At 61.5% G+C, this 17385-nt stretch carries 14 protein-coding genes; 8 read left to right on the forward strand and 6 right to left on the reverse strand.

The features are described from left to right. Positions 1-131 precede the first annotated feature (131 nt). Both HX815_RS18670 and HX815_RS18675 read right to left on the reverse strand, forming a co-directional pair. Positions 132-707, reverse strand: a complete 576-nt coding sequence (locus HX815_RS18670; protein WP_177028691.1) for an ANTAR domain-containing response regulator — start codon at positions 705-707, stop codon at positions 132-134. 12 nt (positions 708-719) lie between these two features. After that, positions 720-1919, reverse strand: coding sequence for a CmpA/NrtA family ABC transporter substrate-binding protein (locus HX815_RS18675; protein ID WP_003219123.1), 1200 nt, complete (start codon positions 1917-1919; stop codon positions 720-722). 236 nt (positions 1920-2155) lie between these two features. Here HX815_RS18675 and sctC point away from each other — a divergent pair, with 236 nt between their 5' ends. The 4 genes from sctC to HX815_RS18695 all read left to right on the forward strand — a co-directional run bounded on the left by sctC (position 2156) and on the right by HX815_RS18695 (position 5747). Further along, on the forward strand, positions 2156-3619 hold the full coding sequence (gene sctC, locus HX815_RS18680; protein ID WP_177028692.1) for a type III secretion system outer membrane ring subunit SctC: 1464 nt from the start codon (positions 2156-2158) through the stop codon (positions 3617-3619). Positions 3620-3793: 174 nt separating this feature from the next. Then, positions 3794-4171, forward strand: a complete 378-nt coding sequence (locus tag HX815_RS18685) for a winged helix-turn-helix domain-containing protein (protein WP_008437545.1) — start codon at positions 3794-3796, stop codon at positions 4169-4171. Continuing rightward, a complete protein-coding gene (locus HX815_RS18690) occupies positions 4168-4635 on the forward strand; it encodes a transglycosylase SLT domain-containing protein (RefSeq protein ID WP_003219119.1) in 468 nt (155 codons plus the stop codon). Before HX815_RS18685 ends, HX815_RS18690 begins: the two co-directional genes overlap by 4 nt. Before the next feature lie 86 nt (positions 4636-4721). Next, positions 4722-5747, forward strand: coding sequence for a quinone-dependent dihydroorotate dehydrogenase (locus HX815_RS18695; RefSeq protein WP_003219118.1), 1026 nt, complete (start codon positions 4722-4724; stop codon positions 5745-5747). 120 nt (positions 5748-5867) lie between these two features. On the opposite strand, the gene rmf is transcribed toward HX815_RS18695, so the two are convergent. Next, the gene (gene rmf / locus HX815_RS18700; RefSeq protein ID WP_002553055.1) at positions 5868-6083 is read right to left on the reverse strand and encodes a ribosome modulation factor; all 216 of its coding nucleotides are present in this window, start codon (positions 6081-6083) and stop codon (positions 5868-5870) included. A 531-nt stretch (positions 6084-6614) separates the two neighbouring features. On the opposite strand from rmf, the gene rlmKL reads away from it, so the two are divergent. After that, entirely contained in the window at positions 6615-8879 is a 2265-nt protein-coding gene (rlmKL, locus tag HX815_RS18705) for a bifunctional 23S rRNA (guanine(2069)-N(7))-methyltransferase RlmK/23S rRNA (guanine(2445)-N(2))-methyltransferase RlmL (RefSeq protein WP_003219107.1), read from the forward strand. Positions 8880-9020: 141 nt separating this feature from the next. Further along, on the forward strand, positions 9021-11420 hold the full coding sequence (locus HX815_RS18710; protein ID WP_177028693.1) for a diguanylate cyclase: 2400 nt from the start codon (positions 9021-9023) through the stop codon (positions 11418-11420). 136 nt (positions 11421-11556) lie between these two features. On the opposite strand, the gene dacB is transcribed toward HX815_RS18710, so the two are convergent. Beyond that, positions 11557-13017, reverse strand: coding sequence for a D-alanyl-D-alanine carboxypeptidase/D-alanyl-D-alanine-endopeptidase (gene dacB, locus HX815_RS18715; RefSeq protein WP_003219103.1), 1461 nt, complete (start codon positions 13015-13017; stop codon positions 11557-11559). Positions 13018-13253: 236 nt separating this feature from the next. On the opposite strand from dacB, the gene HX815_RS18720 reads away from it, so the two are divergent. After that, positions 13254-13598: a YggL family protein gene (locus tag HX815_RS18720; protein WP_003219101.1), complete on the forward strand. Its 345-nt coding sequence runs from the start codon at positions 13254-13256 to the stop codon at positions 13596-13598. Between the two features lie 54 nt (positions 13599-13652). On the opposite strand, the gene HX815_RS18725 is transcribed toward HX815_RS18720, so the two are convergent. After that, positions 13653-14843 (reverse strand): benzoate/H(+) symporter BenE family transporter, encoded by a 1191-nt coding sequence (locus HX815_RS18725; protein WP_008437554.1) that lies wholly within the window; start codon positions 14841-14843, stop codon positions 13653-13655. Positions 14844-15172: 329 nt separating this feature from the next. Here HX815_RS18725 and HX815_RS18730 point away from each other — a divergent pair, with 329 nt between their 5' ends. After that, the gene (locus HX815_RS18730; protein WP_003219095.1) at positions 15173-15937 is read left to right on the forward strand and encodes a GntR family transcriptional regulator; all 765 of its coding nucleotides are present in this window, start codon (positions 15173-15175) and stop codon (positions 15935-15937) included. Between the two features lie 138 nt (positions 15938-16075). On the opposite strand, the gene guaD is transcribed toward HX815_RS18730, so the two are convergent. Beyond that, on the reverse strand, positions 16076-17380 hold the full coding sequence (gene guaD, locus HX815_RS18735) for a guanine deaminase (protein ID WP_003219093.1): 1305 nt from the start codon (positions 17378-17380) through the stop codon (positions 16076-16078). Positions 17381-17385 lie beyond the last annotated feature (5 nt).

The raw sequence follows: 17385 nt of genomic DNA on the forward strand, positions 1-17385 counted from the left end.
CTTTAGATTTTGATTTTGCTTAACAACACTCAAGCCGGCCTGTAGCCCGGCTGTTCAAAAGTGAGCCGCCGTAAGGGCGGTACCAATAGCGGCCGTTACCTAAATAACGGATATACACCCCGACCCCCCTCTCACCCCAACAACTCACTCATCGCAATAATCTGCTCCGCCACCTGAATCAGCTTCTGCTGCCGACTCATCGCCTGACGCCGCATCAGCGTGTAGGCATCTTCCTCATTACACCCCTTCATTTTCATCAACAACCCCTTGGCCGTTTCGATCCGCTTGCGTTCGGCCAACTGCTGATCCCGCGCCTGCAACTGCGCGCGTAGCGCCTGGTCACTCTCGAACCGCGCCATCGCCACATCCAGAATCGGCTGCAACCGCTGCGCCTGAATCCCCTCGACAATGTAGGCACTCACCCCGGACTTGATCGCCTGACGCATCACCCCCGGATCATGCTCATCGGTAAACATCACAATCGGCCGTGGCTGGTCGCGACTCACCAGCACCACCTGCTCCATCACATCGCGTCCCGGCGACTCGGTATCGATCAAAATCACGTCCGGGCGCACCGCTTCGACCCGCGCCGGCAAGTCGATCGTCAACCCCGATTCATCGATCACCTCAAACCCGGCCTCGGTCAACGCAGCCTTGAGCCGACCGACCTTGCGCGGTGTGTCATTGATCAACAGGATTCGTAGCATGGGTTCCTCCTGTCAGCGCAAGGCCTGGCGGCTGGCAACATCTGCCATGGCATGCAGGCGAAAGCTGCGGGCGTACCCGGCCGGGTCCGAACCGTCCCAGATTTTTCCGTCGATCAACTGGCTGCTGCGCATGGCCTCGCCACCGGCAGGCACGCCCACGGCGCTGGCCGCCTGGCGATAGATGTCCAGTTGTTGCACACGCCGGGCAACGCCGAGGTAGTCCGGGTCCTCCCGCAGCAGGCCCCAGCGGCGGAACTGGGTCATGAACCACATGCCATCAGACAGGTAGGGCAGGTTCACCTCGCCGTCGCCATAAAAACGCAGCGCGTGGGGATCCTGCCAGTGGTTGCCGAGGCCGTCATCGTAGTCGCCGAGCAGGCGCGGTTCGATGCAATCGAGCGGGGCGTCGAGGTACTGCGGGGCGCTCAGCAACTGTGCAGTGGAGCGGCGGTTTTCCGTGCTCTGTTCGATAAAACGGCTGGCCTGCAGGATCGCCATCACCAGTACCCGGGCGGTATTGGGGTATTGCTCGACAAATGCCTGGGTGCAGCCGAGGACTTTTTCCGGATGGTCCGGCCACAGTGCCTGGGTGGTGGCCAGGGTAAAGCCCTGGTTCTGCTTCACCGCACTGGCGCACCAGGGCTCGCCCACACAAAAGCCGTCGATGCGCCCGGCTTGCAGGTGCGCAACCATCTGCGGCGGCGGCACCACCACACTGTCCACATCCTGCAGGGGATGAATGCCCTGGCTGGCCAGCCAGTAATACAACCACATGGCGTGGGTACCTGTGGGAAAGGTCTGGGCGAAGGTGAGTTTTGTTCGGCTTTGGTGCACGTGGCGGTCCAGCGCCTCAGGACTGGTCACCCCCAGCTGTTGCAAGCCACGGGACAGGTTGATGCTCTGGCCGTTCTGGTTCAGGCCCATCAGCACCGCCATATCGGTGGGTGCCACGCCGCCGATGCCCAGGTGCACGGCGTAGATCAGGCCGTACAGGCTGTGGGCGGCGTCCAGTTCGCCGCTGACCAGGTTGTCCCGCAGGCTGGCCCATGATGACTGGCGCCTGAGATTCAAGGTCAGGCCATAGGGCTGGGCGAAGCCCTGGGTGGCGGCGACCACCACCGAGGCGCAATCGCTCAGGGCCATGAAACCCAGGTTGAGGCTGCTCTTTTCCGGGGCATCGCTGCCGTTGACCCAAGCCAGGGGATCACTCATCAATACGTACCTTTCATAAAAAAACGCCGTTCCGTCGGGTACTCAGAAGAAGAGCCCGGGGTAACGACGTCTGTGTCCTTGAGCCCGTTCCGCCGTTGGCGCGAGCTGCGATAGACAAGGCAAAGCAAGGCACATGCCACGATGCGCACAGGATGGGTTGGGCGTCAGCTTTCCATCAGGATTGAAATCGGCCTGCCTCGCAGTATGGCCGCTCTTTCAGCCCGGGCCATGCAGGCATGTTCAGCCACCTTCACCGTTTCTCGACGCTGCTTTTCGGCCTGCTGCTGCTGGGCAGCCCCGGCGCGTTCGGGGGCTCCTACCAGGCCCGTGATGAAAGCCTGCACACTTTTTTTACCGCGTTGTCCCTGCCGCTGGGGCAGCCGATCGTTGTCAGTCAGGCGGCAGCTCGCAAGCGCATCAGCGGGGCGTTCGATTTCGACTCGCCCCAACCGCTGCTGGAGTCGGTCGCCCAGCAGCAAGGCCTGATCTGGTACACCGATGGCCAGGTGCTTTACCTCTATGACGCCGACGAGGCGAAAAGCTCGGTAGTGACCCTGCGGCATATCTCGGTCGACCTCCTGCGCGGGTTCATGCGCCGTTCGGGGCTCGAAGAGGCGCGCTACCCGCTGCGTGCGAGTGGGGCGCGGGTGTTCTACGTGTCCGGGCCGCCGAACTATGTCGACCATGTGCTGCGCCTGGCCCAACTGATGGACCGCCAGCGTGCGGAACTGCGCCTGGGGCCGCAGCGGATCGGGGTGGTACAGGTGCTCAACACCCACGTTGCAGACCGCGAGTACAACATGGGCGACAGAACCGTCACGGTGCCGGGCATGGCATCCATGATCGAAAAACTGCTGGCCGTCGAGCAGGAGAGTGCGTCCCCGCGGCAACCCGGATTACTGGCCGACAAGAATATCTCGGTGCTGGCGTACCCGGACACCAACAGCCTGCTGATCAAGGGCAAGCCCGCGCAGGTGAGCTTTATCGAAGGTCTGGTGGCAGAACTGGACGTACCGAAGCGCGCGGTGGAGGTTTCGATGTGGCTGGTGGATGTGGACCGCGATGAGCTCAAGAAGATCGGCGCGACCATGCACAAGGGGGCGGACAAGCCTTCAGCTACCCGGGTCATGGCACCCATCGAGGACGAAGCATTCATGCAGCGGATCACCGCCTTGGAGTTGCGCAGGCGAGCGAGGGTCACGACGTTGCCGGTGATTCTCACCCAGGAGAATGTGCCCGCGGTTTTCAACGACAACCAGACGTTCTATCTGCCCCGGCCGGGTGAAGAACACGACGAATGGCAACCGGTGGTCTTTGGTACGCAGGTCAGTGTTCTGCCGCGCTTCGCCGAGGCGAATGAAATCGAGATGCTGCTCACCGTCGAGGATGGCCGCCAGATGGGCAAGGCTGCCAGTCGCGACAAACCCTCGGCGGGGGTGGAGCGGATGGGGATCAACACGGTGGTGCGTGTGGCTCCGGGCAGGCGATTGCTGGTGGGGAATTTTCAGCGCGATACCGGCACAGCCTTGCTCGGACGCTACAACGGGCCCATGGCCAACAGTGTGCGATTGTTTGTGATTCAGGCGACGGCGGTCGCAAATGTGCTGCATACCGCTGCCGAGCCGGGGCAGGCGCCGCCGTTGACGCGCTCCCAGCATGAGCAGGTGAAGCGGGCATTTAATCGGGTGACCGAAGGATAAGAACGTTGGTGGTGCCCCTGGGCGGGCATCGCCGAAAGGTCCTACGTGTCCAGTCTGAAAAAATCAGTGCCTATGGGGTTTTTTCCTCTCCTATACAGCGAGTGGGCCTTTTATAGTCGCGACCTTCAGGAAATCAGCGTTGGAAATGAAGGTGAGTTGGGTGCGGAGGTACGAATGGCCGTGGTGAACGATGGGGTACTGGCTACCCCCATGGTCTTTGAGCGCTGGACGTTGCACGGCGACGGTAGATTGACCAGTGAAGACTCGGATATTCAACTCCCGCCCAAGGAGTGGCAGGTGTTGCGCCTGTTGCTGTCCTCGGCCGGAGTGCTAGTGACCAAGGACCACTTGCTGGAACAGGCATGGCCCCATAACGAGGCCACGGAAGAGTCCCTGACCCGTTGCATCTGTTCGCTGCGCAAATATTTGAAGGGCGGCAAGGGCCTGATCAAGACGGTATACGGCAAGGGGTACCGGGTGACCTGTGCGGTCAGGGTGACCAGCCTGACGGTGGGCGCTGTCTGTTCCACCTGCGGTCGGGGGCAGGCATGAGCAGCGCCCGGTGCAAGGGGGCGCTGCTGCTGATGCTCACGCTCGGCTTCGGCAATGAAGCCCGGGCGTATTGCTGGGCCGAGGCTGCCAGCCGATACGGCATGGAGCCGGAATTGTTGCAGGCCATCGCCGCGGTGGAGTCGGGCTACCGCGCCAAGGCCATGAATTACGCCAACAACAATGGCACCCGTGATATCGGGCTGATGCAGATCAACAGCATTCACCTGCCGCGCCTGCTCAAGGAGGGCATTACCGAGCAGCGCTTGCTGGATGAGCCTTGCCTATCGGTGGAGGTGGGGGCGTCGATCCTTGCCGACTTCGTCAAACAGTTCGGCTACAACTGGACGGCGATCGGTTCCTACAATGTGGGCGGCGGGCCCGGGCCTCAGCGTGAGGCCCTGCGTCTTCGCTATGCGCAAAAAATCTGGGCCCGCTATGAGGAACTGATGACGCACCGTAACTGACGATTGGACGGCACGCCTCGCATGCAGCCCGTCACCCCGGCTATAATCGCCGCCACCTTTCGCCGCCATCCGAGTCAAGCCCGCCCATGTATACCCTGGCCCGCCAGCTGTTGTTCAAACTCTCTCCGGAAACTTCCCACGATCTGTCCCTGGACTTGATCGGTGCCGGTGGCCGCCTGGGGCTCAATGGCCTGGTGTGCAAGGCCCCGGCGAAAATGCCGGTGTCGGTGATGGGGCTCGATTTCCCCAACCCGGTAGGCCTGGCTGCGGGTTTGGACAAAAACGGTGCGGCCATCGACGGTTTTGCGCAGCTGGGTTTTGGCTTTGTCGAAATCGGCACCGTGACCCCACGGCCGCAGCCGGGCAACCCGAAGCCGCGGATCTTCCGCCTGCCGGAAGCCGAGGCGATCATCAATCGCATGGGCTTCAACAACCTGGGTGTGGATAACCTGCTGTCACGGGTTCAGGCGGCTAAGTACACCGGTATCCTCGGGATCAATATCGGCAAGAACTTCGACACGCCGGTGGAGCGTGCGGTGGATGACTATCTGATTTGCCTGGACAAGGTCTACGCCCACGCCAGCTACGTCACGGTCAACGTCAGCTCGCCTAACACCCCGGGCCTGCGCAGCCTGCAGTTTGGCGACTCCCTCAAGCAACTGCTCGAAGCCTTGCGCCAGCGCCAGGAAGATTTGGCTGTGCGCCACGGCAAGCGTGTGCCCCTGGCAATCAAGATTGCCCCGGACATGAACGACGAAGAGACCGTACTGGTGGCCCAGGCCCTGGTGGACTCGGGCATGGATGCGGTGATCGCCACCAACACCACCCTGAGCCGCGTCGGTGTCGAAGGCCTGGCGTATGGTGACGAAGCGGGCGGCCTGTCCGGTGCGCCGGTACGCGACCAGAGTACCCACATCGTCAAGGTGCTGGCGGCCGAGTTGGCAGGGCGCTTGCCGATCATTGCCGTGGGCGGCATCACCGAGGGCAAGCACGCGGCCGAGAAAATCGCCGCCGGCGCGAGCCTGGTGCAGTTGTACTCCGGCTTTATCTACAAGGGCCCGGCGTTGATTCGCCAGGCGGTGGATGCGATTGCGGCATTGCCGCGCGGCTGACAACAGGCAATAAAAAGGGCTCCTTGAAGGAGCCCCTGGGCCGAAGCCCGCCGCCCGGATGGGGCGTGCGTGGTTAAGTGGTTGCGTATTCGTGCTGGTGTCGGAATTAAATGCCCTTGATTAGCCGACGGCGTGAAGTTCGTTGAGTCTGTGGATTCCCGCAGTGCCAGTCATACCGTCCCAGTTGTCGCCGCGTCCTTCTCGCCAGCCGTTGATCCAGGCTTGGCGTACCGACGGTAGAGTAAATGGGCAAAGCTCACGGGATTTGCCATGAACGCCATATTGATATCCGCGTAAAAATGCTCTTTCCAACGGATCACGCTTAAGTCTTCTCATAGGGTGTTTCCCTCACTTGTTGACTGTCTTGATATCCTTCGGCCTCGTCCGAGGCCGGGCAGAGTTTTTCTGCCGTTGGTGCGCTCGCTGCCGGCGTGGCGAGCTATGTGTCGGCGTCGTTACGGCGCCAACCTGTGTTGAGTTCTAACCAATAGGTCACATGGATTCAATGATCGTTTTGTCATAAGCACGTAACGATAACGATGCTATAGCCATAAGCTGGGATGGCTTTTCGCCCCTTTTATTGGGCAAACCCAGCTATGATGTGCCCTTCAAAGAGGATGGGTTTAATCCTTTAGTGAGAATGTCCGCCTGTTGCAGTCGGTTATTATTCGACGAAGGGTCGGAATGTTTCTTCTTGTTGCTCCAAATACTTGAACTGCCCCGTCGATAAAGGCCCGAAAGGCCGGTAGCCGGGGTGGAACGGCACATTCGTGCCACACGAGCGCTCTTCAAGAAAAGCGCTTGATTGAAAACCGAACGCGCGATGCGTCGCCCGTTCACTTATTGCTGAAAAGCCTGGAATGCCCCATGTCGGACCGTTTTGAACTCTTCCTCACCTGCCCCAAGGGCCTCGAAGGCCTGCTGATCGAGGAAGCCGTGGGGCTTGGCCTTGAGGAAGCCCGCGAGCACACCTCGGCCGTGCGCGGCATGGCCGACATGGAGACCGCCTACCGCCTGTGCCTCTGGTCGCGCCTGGCCAACCGCGTGTTGCTGGTGCTCAAGCGCTTCCCGATGAAGGACGCCGAAGACTTGTACCATGGGGTGCTGGACATCGAGTGGGAAGACCACATGCTCGCCGACGGCACCCTGGCCGTTGAATTCAGCGGCCACGGCTCGGGCATCGACAACACCCACTTCGGCGCGCTGAAGGTCAAGGATGCGATTGTCGACAAGCTGCGCACCCCGACCGGCGAACGTCCATCCATCGACAAGATCAACCCGGACCTGCGCATCCACCTGCGCCTGGACCGTGGCGAAGCGATCCTCTCCCTTGACCTGTCCGGCCACAGCCTGCACCAGCGCGGCTACCGCCTGCAGCAGGGCGCGGCACCGTTGAAAGAGAACCTGGCGGCGGCGATCCTGATTCGCTCCGGCTGGCCGCGCATCGCTGCCGAAGGCGGCGCGCTGACGGACCCGATGTGCGGCGTCGGTACCTTCCTGGTGGAAGGCGCGATGATCGCCGCCGACATGGCGCCCAACCTGAACCGTGAGCTGTGGGGTTTCACCGCCTGGCTTGGCCACGTTCCGGCGCTGTGGAAAAAACTTCACACAGAGGCCAGCGAACGTGCCGCCATCGGCATGGCCAAGCCACCGCTGTGGATTCGTGGTTACGAGGCGGATCCTCGCCTGATCCAGCCCGCCCGTAACAACATCGAACGCGCAGGCCTTAGCCACTGGATCAAGATCTACCAGGGCGAAGTCGGTACCTTCGAGCCGCGTCCGGACCAGAACCAGAAAGGCCTGGTGATCTGCAACCCGCCGTATGGCGAGCGTCTGGGTGATGAAGCCAGCCTGTTGTACCTCTATCAGAACCTCGGCGAGCGTCTGCGCCAGGCGTGCCTGGGCTGGGAAGCGGCGGTGTTCACCGGTGCTCCGGACCTGGGCAAGCGCATGGGCATCCGCAGCCACAAACAGTATTCGTTCTGGAACGGCGCCTTGCCGTGCAAATTGCTGCTGATCAAGGTCACCCCGGATCAGTTCGTCACCGGCGAGCGTCGCACCCCGGAACAACGCCAGGCCGAGCGCGAGCAAGCGGCCTACGACCAGGCGCCGACCGAGCCGCAAGAGCGCCAGTACAACAAGAACGGGAATCCGATCAAACCCGCCCCGGCCCCAGTGGTCGAGCAGGCGCGCTTGAGCGAAGGCGGGCAGATGTTTGCCAACCGCCTGCAAAAGAACCTGAAACTGCTGGGCAAGTGGGCCAAGCGCGAAGGCGTCGATTGCTACCGTGTGTACGATGCCGACATGCCGGAATACTCCATGGCCATCGACCTGTACCACGACTGGGTCCACGTCCAGGAATACGTGGCGCCGAAGTCGATTGACCCGGAAAAAGCTTCGGCACGCATGTTCGATGCCCTGGCGGCCATTCCCCAGGCGCTGGGCATCGACAAGAACCGTGTGGTGGTCAAGCGCCGCGAACGCCAGAGCGGCACCAAGCAGTACGAGCGCCAGAGCGCCCAGGGCAAGTTCACCGAGGTCAGCGAAGGCGGCGTCAAGTTGCTGGTCAACCTGACCGATTACCTGGACACCGGCCTGTTCCTCGACCACCGTCCAATGCGCATGCGCATCCAGAAAGAGGCGGCCGGCAAACGCTTCCTCAACCTGTATTGCTACACCGCCACCGCCAGTGTGCACGCCGCCAAGGGTGGCGCGCGCAGCACCACCAGCGTCGACCTGTCGAAGACCTACTTGGACTGGGCGCGCCGCAACTTCTCCCTCAACGGTTTCTCCGACAAGAACCGCCTGGAGCAGGGCGACGTGATGGCCTGGCTGGAAGCCAGCCGCGATGAGTTCGACATGATCTTCATCGACCCGCCGACCTTCTCCAACTCCAAGCGCATGGAAGGCATCTTCGACGTGCAACGCGACCACGTGCAGTTGCTGGACCTGGCCATGGCGCGCCTGGCACCGGGCGGCGTGTTGTACTTCTCGAACAACTTCCGCAAGTTCCAGCTGGAAGACAACCTCGTCGAGCGGTATGCCGTCGAAGAGATCAGCGACAAGACCATCGACCCGGATTTTGCGCGTAACGCCAAGATCCATCGGGCGTGGAAAATCACCGCGCGCTGATCACTGCGTTCTGAAGCCGCAGGCCCGGATCATTCCGGCCTTGCGGCTTTTTTTTGCGCTGGTCAAACGCAAGTCCTGTGGCTATAACTTAGGACCTGGCCAAAGTGACGCACCCGCACGCTGGCGTTCCGAGTCTTGTCTATGCCGCTGCATGCCGTCCGCCCGAAAATCCTAGGCTTTATCAGTGAGCAGGTGTCGGCGTGGCTGGTGGCGGTGGTGGTGTTGCTGGCCGGTATCGCGCTGACGATTGTCGTCGCCTGGGCCGCGTCCGAGCTTTACCAGCAGCAGATGCGCCAGCGCTTTCAACTGCTGGTCAACGAGCGCTACAGCCGTCTCCAGGAGCGTTTCGAGGACCAGGAACAACGCCTGGGCAGCCTGCGGCGGTTCTTCGTCAATTCAAATACAGTCTCGCGCAAAGAGTTCGAAGGGTTCGCGCAGCCCTTGCTGTTGCGTACCCGCGCCTATGCCTGGGCACCCCGGGTTTTGCGTGACCAGCGCGGTGCGTTCGAGCAGGCAATCACGGCGGAGCGCGGTGCGAATTTCTCCATTCGTGAATTGAATGCGGCGGGCGAACTGACCCCGGCGACTGATCGCGATGAGTATGTGCCGGTGTTGTACAGCCAGACCCAGAGCATTCTCGGCTCGCCGCTGGGTTTTGACCTGTTGGCCCAGCCACTGCGGCGCTCGACGGTGGAGCGTGCGCAACAGTCAGGGAAGATGGCGGTGTCCCAGCCCATGCAACTGGTGGGTGTGGAGCCGGCCTATGCCATGGGTGTATTGCTGGTGGCACCGGTCAGCCGGGCACCGACGACACAAGTGCCCAACAGTGAACCTTACGGCTACGTCATGGCGGTGATCAGCATGCGCCAGCTGGTGGCCGATGGCTTGCCCAAGGCCGCACGGGACAACCTGGTGATGCAGATTGTCGACACCTCCGATGCAGAGCAACGGGTGTTGTACGAATCCAGCAACCCCGTGGCAGACAGTGACCTGGTGGCAGCACGCCGGCTGACGCTCGGCGACCACGTCTACGCCTTGAGCCTGCGCCCCAGCCAGGTGTTCCAGCAGGGCAATCACTCGTCGCTGGTCAGTATCCTGGTCATGGGCAGCCTGCTGAGTGTGCTGCTCAGTGCGTTGCTCTACGTGGTGGTCAGCCAGCGCCAGCGCGCATTGAAGCTGGTGGAGCAGCGCACCGCCCAATTGCGTCAGCGGGAACAGGAACTGCGAGGCACCCACGGCCAACTGCGCAGCGTGCTCAATGCGGCCACCCAGGTGGCGATCATCGCGACGGACTTGCGCGGTGTGATCACCACCTTCAACGCCGGCGCCGAGCAGATGCTGGGCTTTGAAGCACAAGAGGTACTGGGCCACCTGACCCTCGAAAGCCTGCACCTGGCCCCCGAGCTGGAAGCCCGTGCCGCGCAATTGAGCGCAATCCTCGGCAAGCGCATCGCGCCAGCCCAGGCGATGCTGGTGGACAGCGCCGATGCAGTGCATGAGGCCCGCGAGTGGACGCTGGTGCGCAAGGACGGCAGCCAACTGACGGTGAACATGCTCGCCACTGTTCTGCTGGACGAGCATGGCCTGTGGGTCGGGCACCTGGCGATCTGCCTGGATGTCACCGAGCAGAAGCGCGCCTATGAGGCACTGGCCGCGCGGGACCGCTTGCTGAAGAAACTCAGCGCCCATGTGCCCGGCGGTATTTTCCAGTTCATCCTGGAACCGAACAATGTCTCGCGTTTCATTTATGCCAGCGATGGCATCCGCGACATCTACGAAATCGAGCCTGGGGTGTTGCAGCAGGATGCGCGAAAGGTCTTCGAGCGGATTCATCCGCTGGATGTCGAGCGGGTACGGGAGTCCATTCGCCTGTCCACCCTGCAACTGAGCCATTGGCGTGAAGAATACCGGGTGCAGTTGCCCCATCGGGGGCTGCGCTGGGTTCGCGGTGAGGCGACGCCGGAAGAGCTGGCCGGTGGCGGTACGTTATGGCATGGCTATGTGTCGGATATTTCCGATCTCAAGCGGGTCGAGGAAGAGCTGCGGGCGCTGTCGATTACCGATTCCCTGACCGGCATTCATAACCGACGCTACTTCCAGGACCGGCTGAAGGCCGAGATGATCCGGGTCAAGCGTGCCTCGGGGGCGTTGTCGGTGATCATGTTCGACATCGATCACTTCAAGCGCATCAACGACCAGCATGGTCACGCGGTGGGTGATGAAGTGCTCAAGGAGTTATGCCGGCGAATCAGCCAGCGGTTACGACGCACGGATGTGTTTTGCCGGCTGGGGGGCGAGGAGTTTGTGGTGCTGTGCGCCAATACCGACGGCAGCCAGGCGTTCAATGTTGCGCTGGAGTTGTGGCAGGCGTTGCGCGGTGAGCCGATGGAAGGTGTCGGCACGGTGACGGCGAGCTTCGGGGTCGCCAGTTGGCGGGTCGAGGAGGGCGTCGACAGCTTGTTGCTGCGGGCGGATTCGGGTGTCTATGCCGCCAAGCAGGCGGGCAGGGACAGGGTTGAGGCAGAGCGGGTGCTTGCCTGAAGTGCACGGCCATTCAAGCTATTAGAGATCAATGTGGGAGCTGGCTTGCCTGCGATAGCATCACCTCGGTATTCCTGATAGACCGAGGCGTATACATCGCAGGCAAGCCAGCTCCCACATTTGATATTTGCTGCTGTTAGAGGACCGGGGCCGCCGCCGCCAGTTTCGGCTGGCGATACAGGTCCAGCAGCACCTGGTCCAGTACCGAGGACGCGCCCCACGGTTTCGGATCGTTGAGAATCGCCACCACAGCCCAGGTATTGCCATTGTTGTCGCGGCTGAACCCGGCAATCGCCCGCACGGTGTTCAGGGTGCCGGTCTTGACGTGGGCTTCGCCGCGCATGGCCGTGGTCTTCAGGCGTTTACGCATGGTGCCGTCGGTGCCGGCAATCGGCAGCGAACTGATGTACTCCGCCGCGTACGGGCTTCTCCACGCCGCTTGCAGCATGGTCGCCATCTCGCGGGCGCTGACCCGTTCAGCACGGGACAGGCCGGAGCCGTTCTCCATCACCAGGTGCGGCGCGGTGATGCCTTTTTTCGCCAGCCACTGGCGCACCACGCGCTGGGCGGCCTTGGCGTCGTCGCCGTCGGCATCGGTGCGGTACTGCGCACCCAGGCTCAGGAACAACTGCTGGGCCATGGTGTTGTTACTGTATTTGTTGATGTCGCGGATGATCTCCGCCAGGTCCGGCGAGAACGCACGAGCCAGCACTTTGGCGTTCTTCGGTACCGGCGCCTGGATGTCGCGGCCCTGGATGCTGCCGCCCAGTTCCTTCCAGATCGCCCGAACGGCGCCGGCGGTGTAGGTGGCGTGGTCCAGCAACGACAGATACGTCTGCGAACTGCAGCCGTCCGCCAACTGGCCGCTGACGGTCACGGTGACGCTGCCGTCGGCGGCGGTCATCGGGCTGTAGCGCACATCGCCGGTGCATTGCTTGGCGTTGGAGACCTTGACCTGGTTGTCGATGCGGATGCTCGCAATCGGCGGCTCGACCGAGACCAGCACCTTGCCCGAATCATTGCGGGTGACGAAGCGCAGCGCCTTGAGGTTGACCATCAAGGCATCGGGCTTGACCAGGAACGGCTTGTTCTCGTCGTTGCCGTCGTCATTGAACTCCGGCAGTTGCGGCGGGATGAAGAAGCCACGGTCCAGCACCAGGTCGCCGGTCACTTGCTGCACGCCATTGGCCCGCAGGTCGCGCATCAGCAGCCAGAGTTTTTCCATGTTCAGCTTGGGGTCGCCGCCGCCCTTGAGGTACAGGTTGCCGTTCAGGATCCCGCCGCTCAGGGTGCCGTCGGTGTAGAACTCGGTTTTCCACTGATGGTTGGGACCGAGCATTTCCAGGGCCGCGTAGGTGGTGACCAGCTTCATGGTCGAGGCCGGGTTGACCGACACGTCGGCGTTGAACACGGTAGGTGTGCCCGGGCCATTGAGGGGAATCATCACCAGGGACAGGGCATTGTTTTGCAGCTTGGCTTTCTGGAGGGCTTCCTGGACCTTGGGCGGCAGGGAAGTGTTGATCGGGGCGGCGGTAACGGAAAAGGCCAGGGGCAGAAGAAAACTGGCGAGTAACAGTGGACGCAAAGATTTGATCATAAGAATTAAAACCCTACTGCTGAGGGGGTAAAAAGGTGAGGGGTATGTACGAAAAATCCCTCAATGGTCATGAAAGTGTCGGCATTATGCCCCAAGGCTGTCGCACTTGTGGCTGAACGATAGCTGCAATTGGCGGTTTTTTTTACTGGCACTCTGCCGCCTGTCCCAGAGAATCGGGCAAAGGCCTGCTTAAACTGCTAAAGTGCCGCCCGTTATTACTTAAGAGGATTGTTCCAATGGCGACTAACCGTTCCCGGCGTCTGCGCAAAAAACTGTGCGTTGATGAATTTCAAGAGCTGGGTTTCGAACTGAACCTGGACTTCAAAGAAGGTTTGGACGATGAAGCGGTTGACGCTTTCCTCGAAGCATTCCTGACTGAAGCGATGGACGGCAACGGCCTGGACTACGTCGGCGGTGATGACTTCGGTCTGGTTTGCAAAGCCACCCGTGGTTCGGTCAACGAAGAACAGCGTGCCGCTGTTGAAGCGTGGCTGAAGGCTCGTCCAGAGCTGACCCGCGTTGAAGTCAGCGCCCTGCTGGACGCTTGGCACCCAGAAAAGCCGATTAACCCGGCAGTCTGATGTCATGAAAAAGCGACCCGCCCGGGTCGCTTTTTCGTTACTGGGTCTAAAGAATCAGGCCTTGCGCCAGTTCAGAATCACCAGCGTCAACACCCCCGCGACAATTCCCCAGAACGCCGAACCGATGGAAAACAACGTCAACCCCGACGCTGTGACCATGAAGGTGATCAACGCAGCTTCCCGTTCCCTGGGTTCATTCATGGCGATGCTCAGGCCATTGATGATCGAGCCAAACAATGCCAGTGCCGCAATCGACAGCACCAGTTCCTTGGGCAGGGCGGCGAATAACGCGGCCAATGTCGCGCCAAACACCCCGGCGATCCCGTAGAAAATCCCGCACCAGACCGCGGCGGTGTAGCGCTTGTTGCGATCCTCATGGGCATGAGGGCCGGTGCAGATCGCCGCGCTGATGGCTGCCAGGTTGATGCCATGGGAGCCAAACGGCGCCAGCACCAGCGAGGCCAGGCCGGTGGTAGTAATCAATGGCGACGCCGGTACGTTATAGCCGTCGGCCCGCAGCACCGCGACACCCGGCATGTTCTGCGAGGTCATGGCCACCACGAACAGCGGGATGCCGATGCTGATGGTCGCGGCCAGGGAGAAGTGCGGCGTGGTCCACACCGGCGTTGCCACTTCCAGGTGAAAGCCACTGAAATCCAGCAGCCCCATCAGCCCGGACAGCGCCGTGCCGATCAGCAGTGCCGCGAGCACGGCATAACGCGGCGACAGGCGCTTGATGACCAGGTAAGTGAAGAACATCCCCAGCACCAGACCGGTACGGTGCTGCGCGGCGACGAAAATCTCGCTGCCGATCTTGAACAGAATCCCCGCCAGCAAGGCGGCCGCCAGGGACGCGGGGATGCGCTTGACGAGTTTTTCGAAGCTGCCGGTCAGCCCACAGATGGTCACCAGCACCGCGCAGGTGATGTAGGCGCCGATGGCCTCGCCGTAGCTGACGCCGCCCAGGCTGGTGATCAACAGCGCCGCGCCCGGTGTGGACCAGGCAATGGTGATCGGCGTGCGGTAGCGCAAGGACAGGCCAATGCTGCACACCGCCATGCCGATGGAGATCGCCCAGATCCACGAGGAAATCTGCGCGGTGGTCAGGCCGGCGGCCTGGCCAGCTTGAAACATGAGCACCAGGGAGCTGGTGTAGCCGGTCATCATGGCGATGAAACCGGCGACGATGGCCGAAGGCGAAGTGTCGGCCAGTGGGCGTAATCGCGCTTGGGGGACGTCGGACATGGGGCGGTGTTCCTTTTACCGGGCTGTCTGTAGGAGCGAGCTTGCTCGCGAAGGTCGTTAACGATGACGCTGGCATCCTGACTGAATGCGGTGCTTATACGTTTTTCGCGAGCAAGCTCGCTCCTACAAAGGAGAAAGTGCGGAATCAAGCCTAAACTCAAACGTAACGATTCATTGCAATACAGCCGGCGCCGCAAACAGCCGTACAGTGTGTTGGCGCACTGGGTTGTGTACAATGTGCGCTGATTTTACGCGATACTTGCCAGCGACCCTCTGTGCCGTATTACAGTCAACGTCAATTCGCCGCCGTTCTCCCGACCCGAGTGCCCATGAACGAACAGTTGCAGCCCCTCAAGAAACAGCCGCGAGCCGGTAAGGCCGGTCGCAGTGGAACCCAGGACGATATCGTCTACGCGCATATCTTCGAGGCGATCCTCGAACAACGCCTGGCGCCCGGTACCAAATTGAGTGAAGAAGCGCTGGGCGAAATCTTCGGCGTCAGCCGCACCATCATTCGCCGCGCGCTGTCGCGCCTGGCCCATGAAGGCGTGGTACTGCTGCGGCCCAATCGTGGTGCGGTAGTGGCCAGCCCGAGCGTCGAGGAAGCCCGCCAGGTATTCCTCGCCCGGCGCCTGGTGGAGCGTGCGATCACTGAATTGGCGGTGCAGCATGCCACGGCCGAGCAACTGGCCGAGCTGCGGCAGATGGTCAACGACGAGCGCGACAGCTTCTCCCGGGGCGATCGCGGCGCGGGCATCCGGCTTTCCGGCGAGTTCCACCTGAAGCTGGCCGAGGCGGCGAAGAATGCGCCGCTGATCAGTTTCCAGCGCAGTCTGGTGTCCCAGACCTCGTTGATCATCGCCCAGTACGAAAGCGGCAACCGCTCGCACTGTTCCTACGATGAGCACACGCAGTTGATCGACGCGATCGAAGCGCGGGATGCGGATTTGGCGGTGAACCTGATGATGCATCACATGGATCACATCGACAGCAAGCTCAACCTCGATGAGGAAAGCGCTTCTGACGATCTGCATGCAGTGTTCTCGCATCTGTTGCAGACCAAGAAGCCGGGGCGCTCGTCTGTAAAACTGTAATTTTCCAGGCTCGCCACTAACTAAATGTGGGAGCGGGCTTGCTCGCGAAGGCGGTGGATCAGTCAGCACATCCAGCGACTGACACACCGCCTTCGCGAGCAAGCCCGCTCCCACATTTGTTTTGTTGTACCTGTTAAATCAGCGTTGGTGCACCAATTGCCCCGCCGCATACGTCTGCAACACCGCCCGGTCATCCCCCAGTGTCATCAACACAAACAACGTCTCGGCGATGTTATTCGCCTGCTTCAGGCGATAGCTGAGCAGCGGGGTGGCGTTGTAATCCAGTACCAGGAAGTCCGCGTCAGTGCCGGGTTGCAGCGTGCCAATCTTGTCTTCCAGACGCAGCGCCCGCGCACCACCCAGGGTCGCCAGGTACAACGACTTGAACGGACTCAAGCGCGCCCCTTGCAGTTGCATCACCTTGTACGCTTCGTTCAGGGTTTGCAGCAGCGAGAAGCTGGTGCCACCGCCGACGTCCGTACCCAGGCCGACATTCAGCTTGTGCTTCTCGGCCATCGGCAGGTTGAACAAACCGCTGCCCAGGAAGAAGTTCGACGTCGGGCAGAACGCGACTGCCGAACCGGCTTCTGCCAACCGTGCGCATTCGTCGTCGCACAGGTGCACACCGTGGGCGAACACCGAGCGTTCACCCAGCAGTTTGTAATGGTCGTACACGTCCAGGTAGCCCTTGCGCTCCGGGAACAGTTCTTTCACCCATTCCACTTCCTGCAGGTTTTCACTGATGTGAGTCTGCATGTAGAGGTCCGGGTATTCCCCCAGCAGCTGCCCGGCGAGGGTCAGTTGTTCAGGTGTACTGGTCGGTGCGAAACGTGGCGTCACCGCGTAGTGCAAACGGCCCTTGCCGTGCCAGCGCTCGATCAGCGCCTTGCTCTCCGCGTAGCCGGATTCGGCGGTGTCGGTCAAATAGTCCGGCGCGTTGCGGTCCATCATTACCTTGCCGGCGATCATCCGCAGGTCGAGCTTCTCGGCCGCTTCAAAAAACGAGTTCACTGACTGCGGGTGCACGCTGCCAAATACCAGCGCGGTGGTGGTGCCGTTGCGCAGCAGTTCCTTGATGAAAATATCCGCGACTTCTTCGGCGTGGGCCTTGTCGGCGAACTGGCTTTCACACGGGAAGGTGTAGGTGTTGAGCCAGTCCAGCAACTGCTCGCCATAGGCACCGACCATGCCGGTCTGCGGCAGGTGGATGTGGGTGTCGATCAGGCCGGGGGTGATCAGCGCGTCCTGGTAATGGGTGACTTCGATGTCGGCGGGCAGGCTGGCGAGCAAGTCGCTGGCGTGGCCAAGGGCACTGATCTGGCCGTTGTCGATCACCAGCAGGCCGTCCTCGAAATATTCATAGGAGGCTTCGATCCCCACTTCGGCAGGGTCGGCGATGCTGTGCAAAATGGCGGCACGGTAGGCTTTGCGTGTCAAAGGCATGGTCG

The organism is Pseudomonas sp. E6002 (assembly GCF_013385565.1).
Lineage (GTDB): Bacteria > Pseudomonadota > Gammaproteobacteria > Pseudomonadales > Pseudomonadaceae > Aquipseudomonas.

What these genes read in the sequence shown, in the direction of transcription:
- HX815_RS18710 (WP_177028693.1), top strand. Translation starts at nt 9,021, where the DNA reads ATGCCGCTGCATGCCGTCCGCCCGAAAATCCTAGGCTTTATCAGTGAG.
- HX815_RS18670 (WP_177028691.1), bottom strand. Translation starts at nt 707, where the DNA reads ATGCTACGAATCCTGTTGATCAATGACACACCGCGCAAGGTCGGTCGG.
- rmf (WP_002553055.1), bottom strand. Translation starts at nt 6,083, where the DNA reads ATGAGAAGACTTAAGCGTGATCCGTTGGAAAGAGCATTTTTACGCGGA.
- HX815_RS18730 (WP_003219095.1), top strand. Translation starts at nt 15,173, where the DNA reads ATGAACGAACAGTTGCAGCCCCTCAAGAAACAGCCGCGAGCCGGTAAG.
- HX815_RS18725 (WP_008437554.1), bottom strand. Translation starts at nt 14,843, where the DNA reads ATGTCCGACGTCCCCCAAGCGCGATTACGCCCACTGGCCGACACTTCG.
- HX815_RS18685 (WP_008437545.1), top strand. Translation starts at nt 3,794, where the DNA reads ATGGCCGTGGTGAACGATGGGGTACTGGCTACCCCCATGGTCTTTGAG.
- HX815_RS18690 (WP_003219119.1), top strand. Translation starts at nt 4,168, where the DNA reads ATGAGCAGCGCCCGGTGCAAGGGGGCGCTGCTGCTGATGCTCACGCTC.
- HX815_RS18720 (WP_003219101.1), top strand. Translation starts at nt 13,254, where the DNA reads ATGGCGACTAACCGTTCCCGGCGTCTGCGCAAAAAACTGTGCGTTGAT.
- guaD (WP_003219093.1), bottom strand. Translation starts at nt 17,380, where the DNA reads ATGCCTTTGACACGCAAAGCCTACCGTGCCGCCATTTTGCACAGCATC.
- dacB (WP_003219103.1), bottom strand. Translation starts at nt 13,017, where the DNA reads ATGATCAAATCTTTGCGTCCACTGTTACTCGCCAGTTTTCTTCTGCCC.
- rlmKL (WP_003219107.1), top strand. Translation starts at nt 6,615, where the DNA reads ATGTCGGACCGTTTTGAACTCTTCCTCACCTGCCCCAAGGGCCTCGAA.
- HX815_RS18695 (WP_003219118.1), top strand. Translation starts at nt 4,722, where the DNA reads ATGTATACCCTGGCCCGCCAGCTGTTGTTCAAACTCTCTCCGGAAACT.
- sctC (WP_177028692.1), top strand. Translation starts at nt 2,156, where the DNA reads ATGTTCAGCCACCTTCACCGTTTCTCGACGCTGCTTTTCGGCCTGCTG.
- HX815_RS18675 (WP_003219123.1), bottom strand. Translation starts at nt 1,919, where the DNA reads ATGAGTGATCCCCTGGCTTGGGTCAACGGCAGCGATGCCCCGGAAAAG.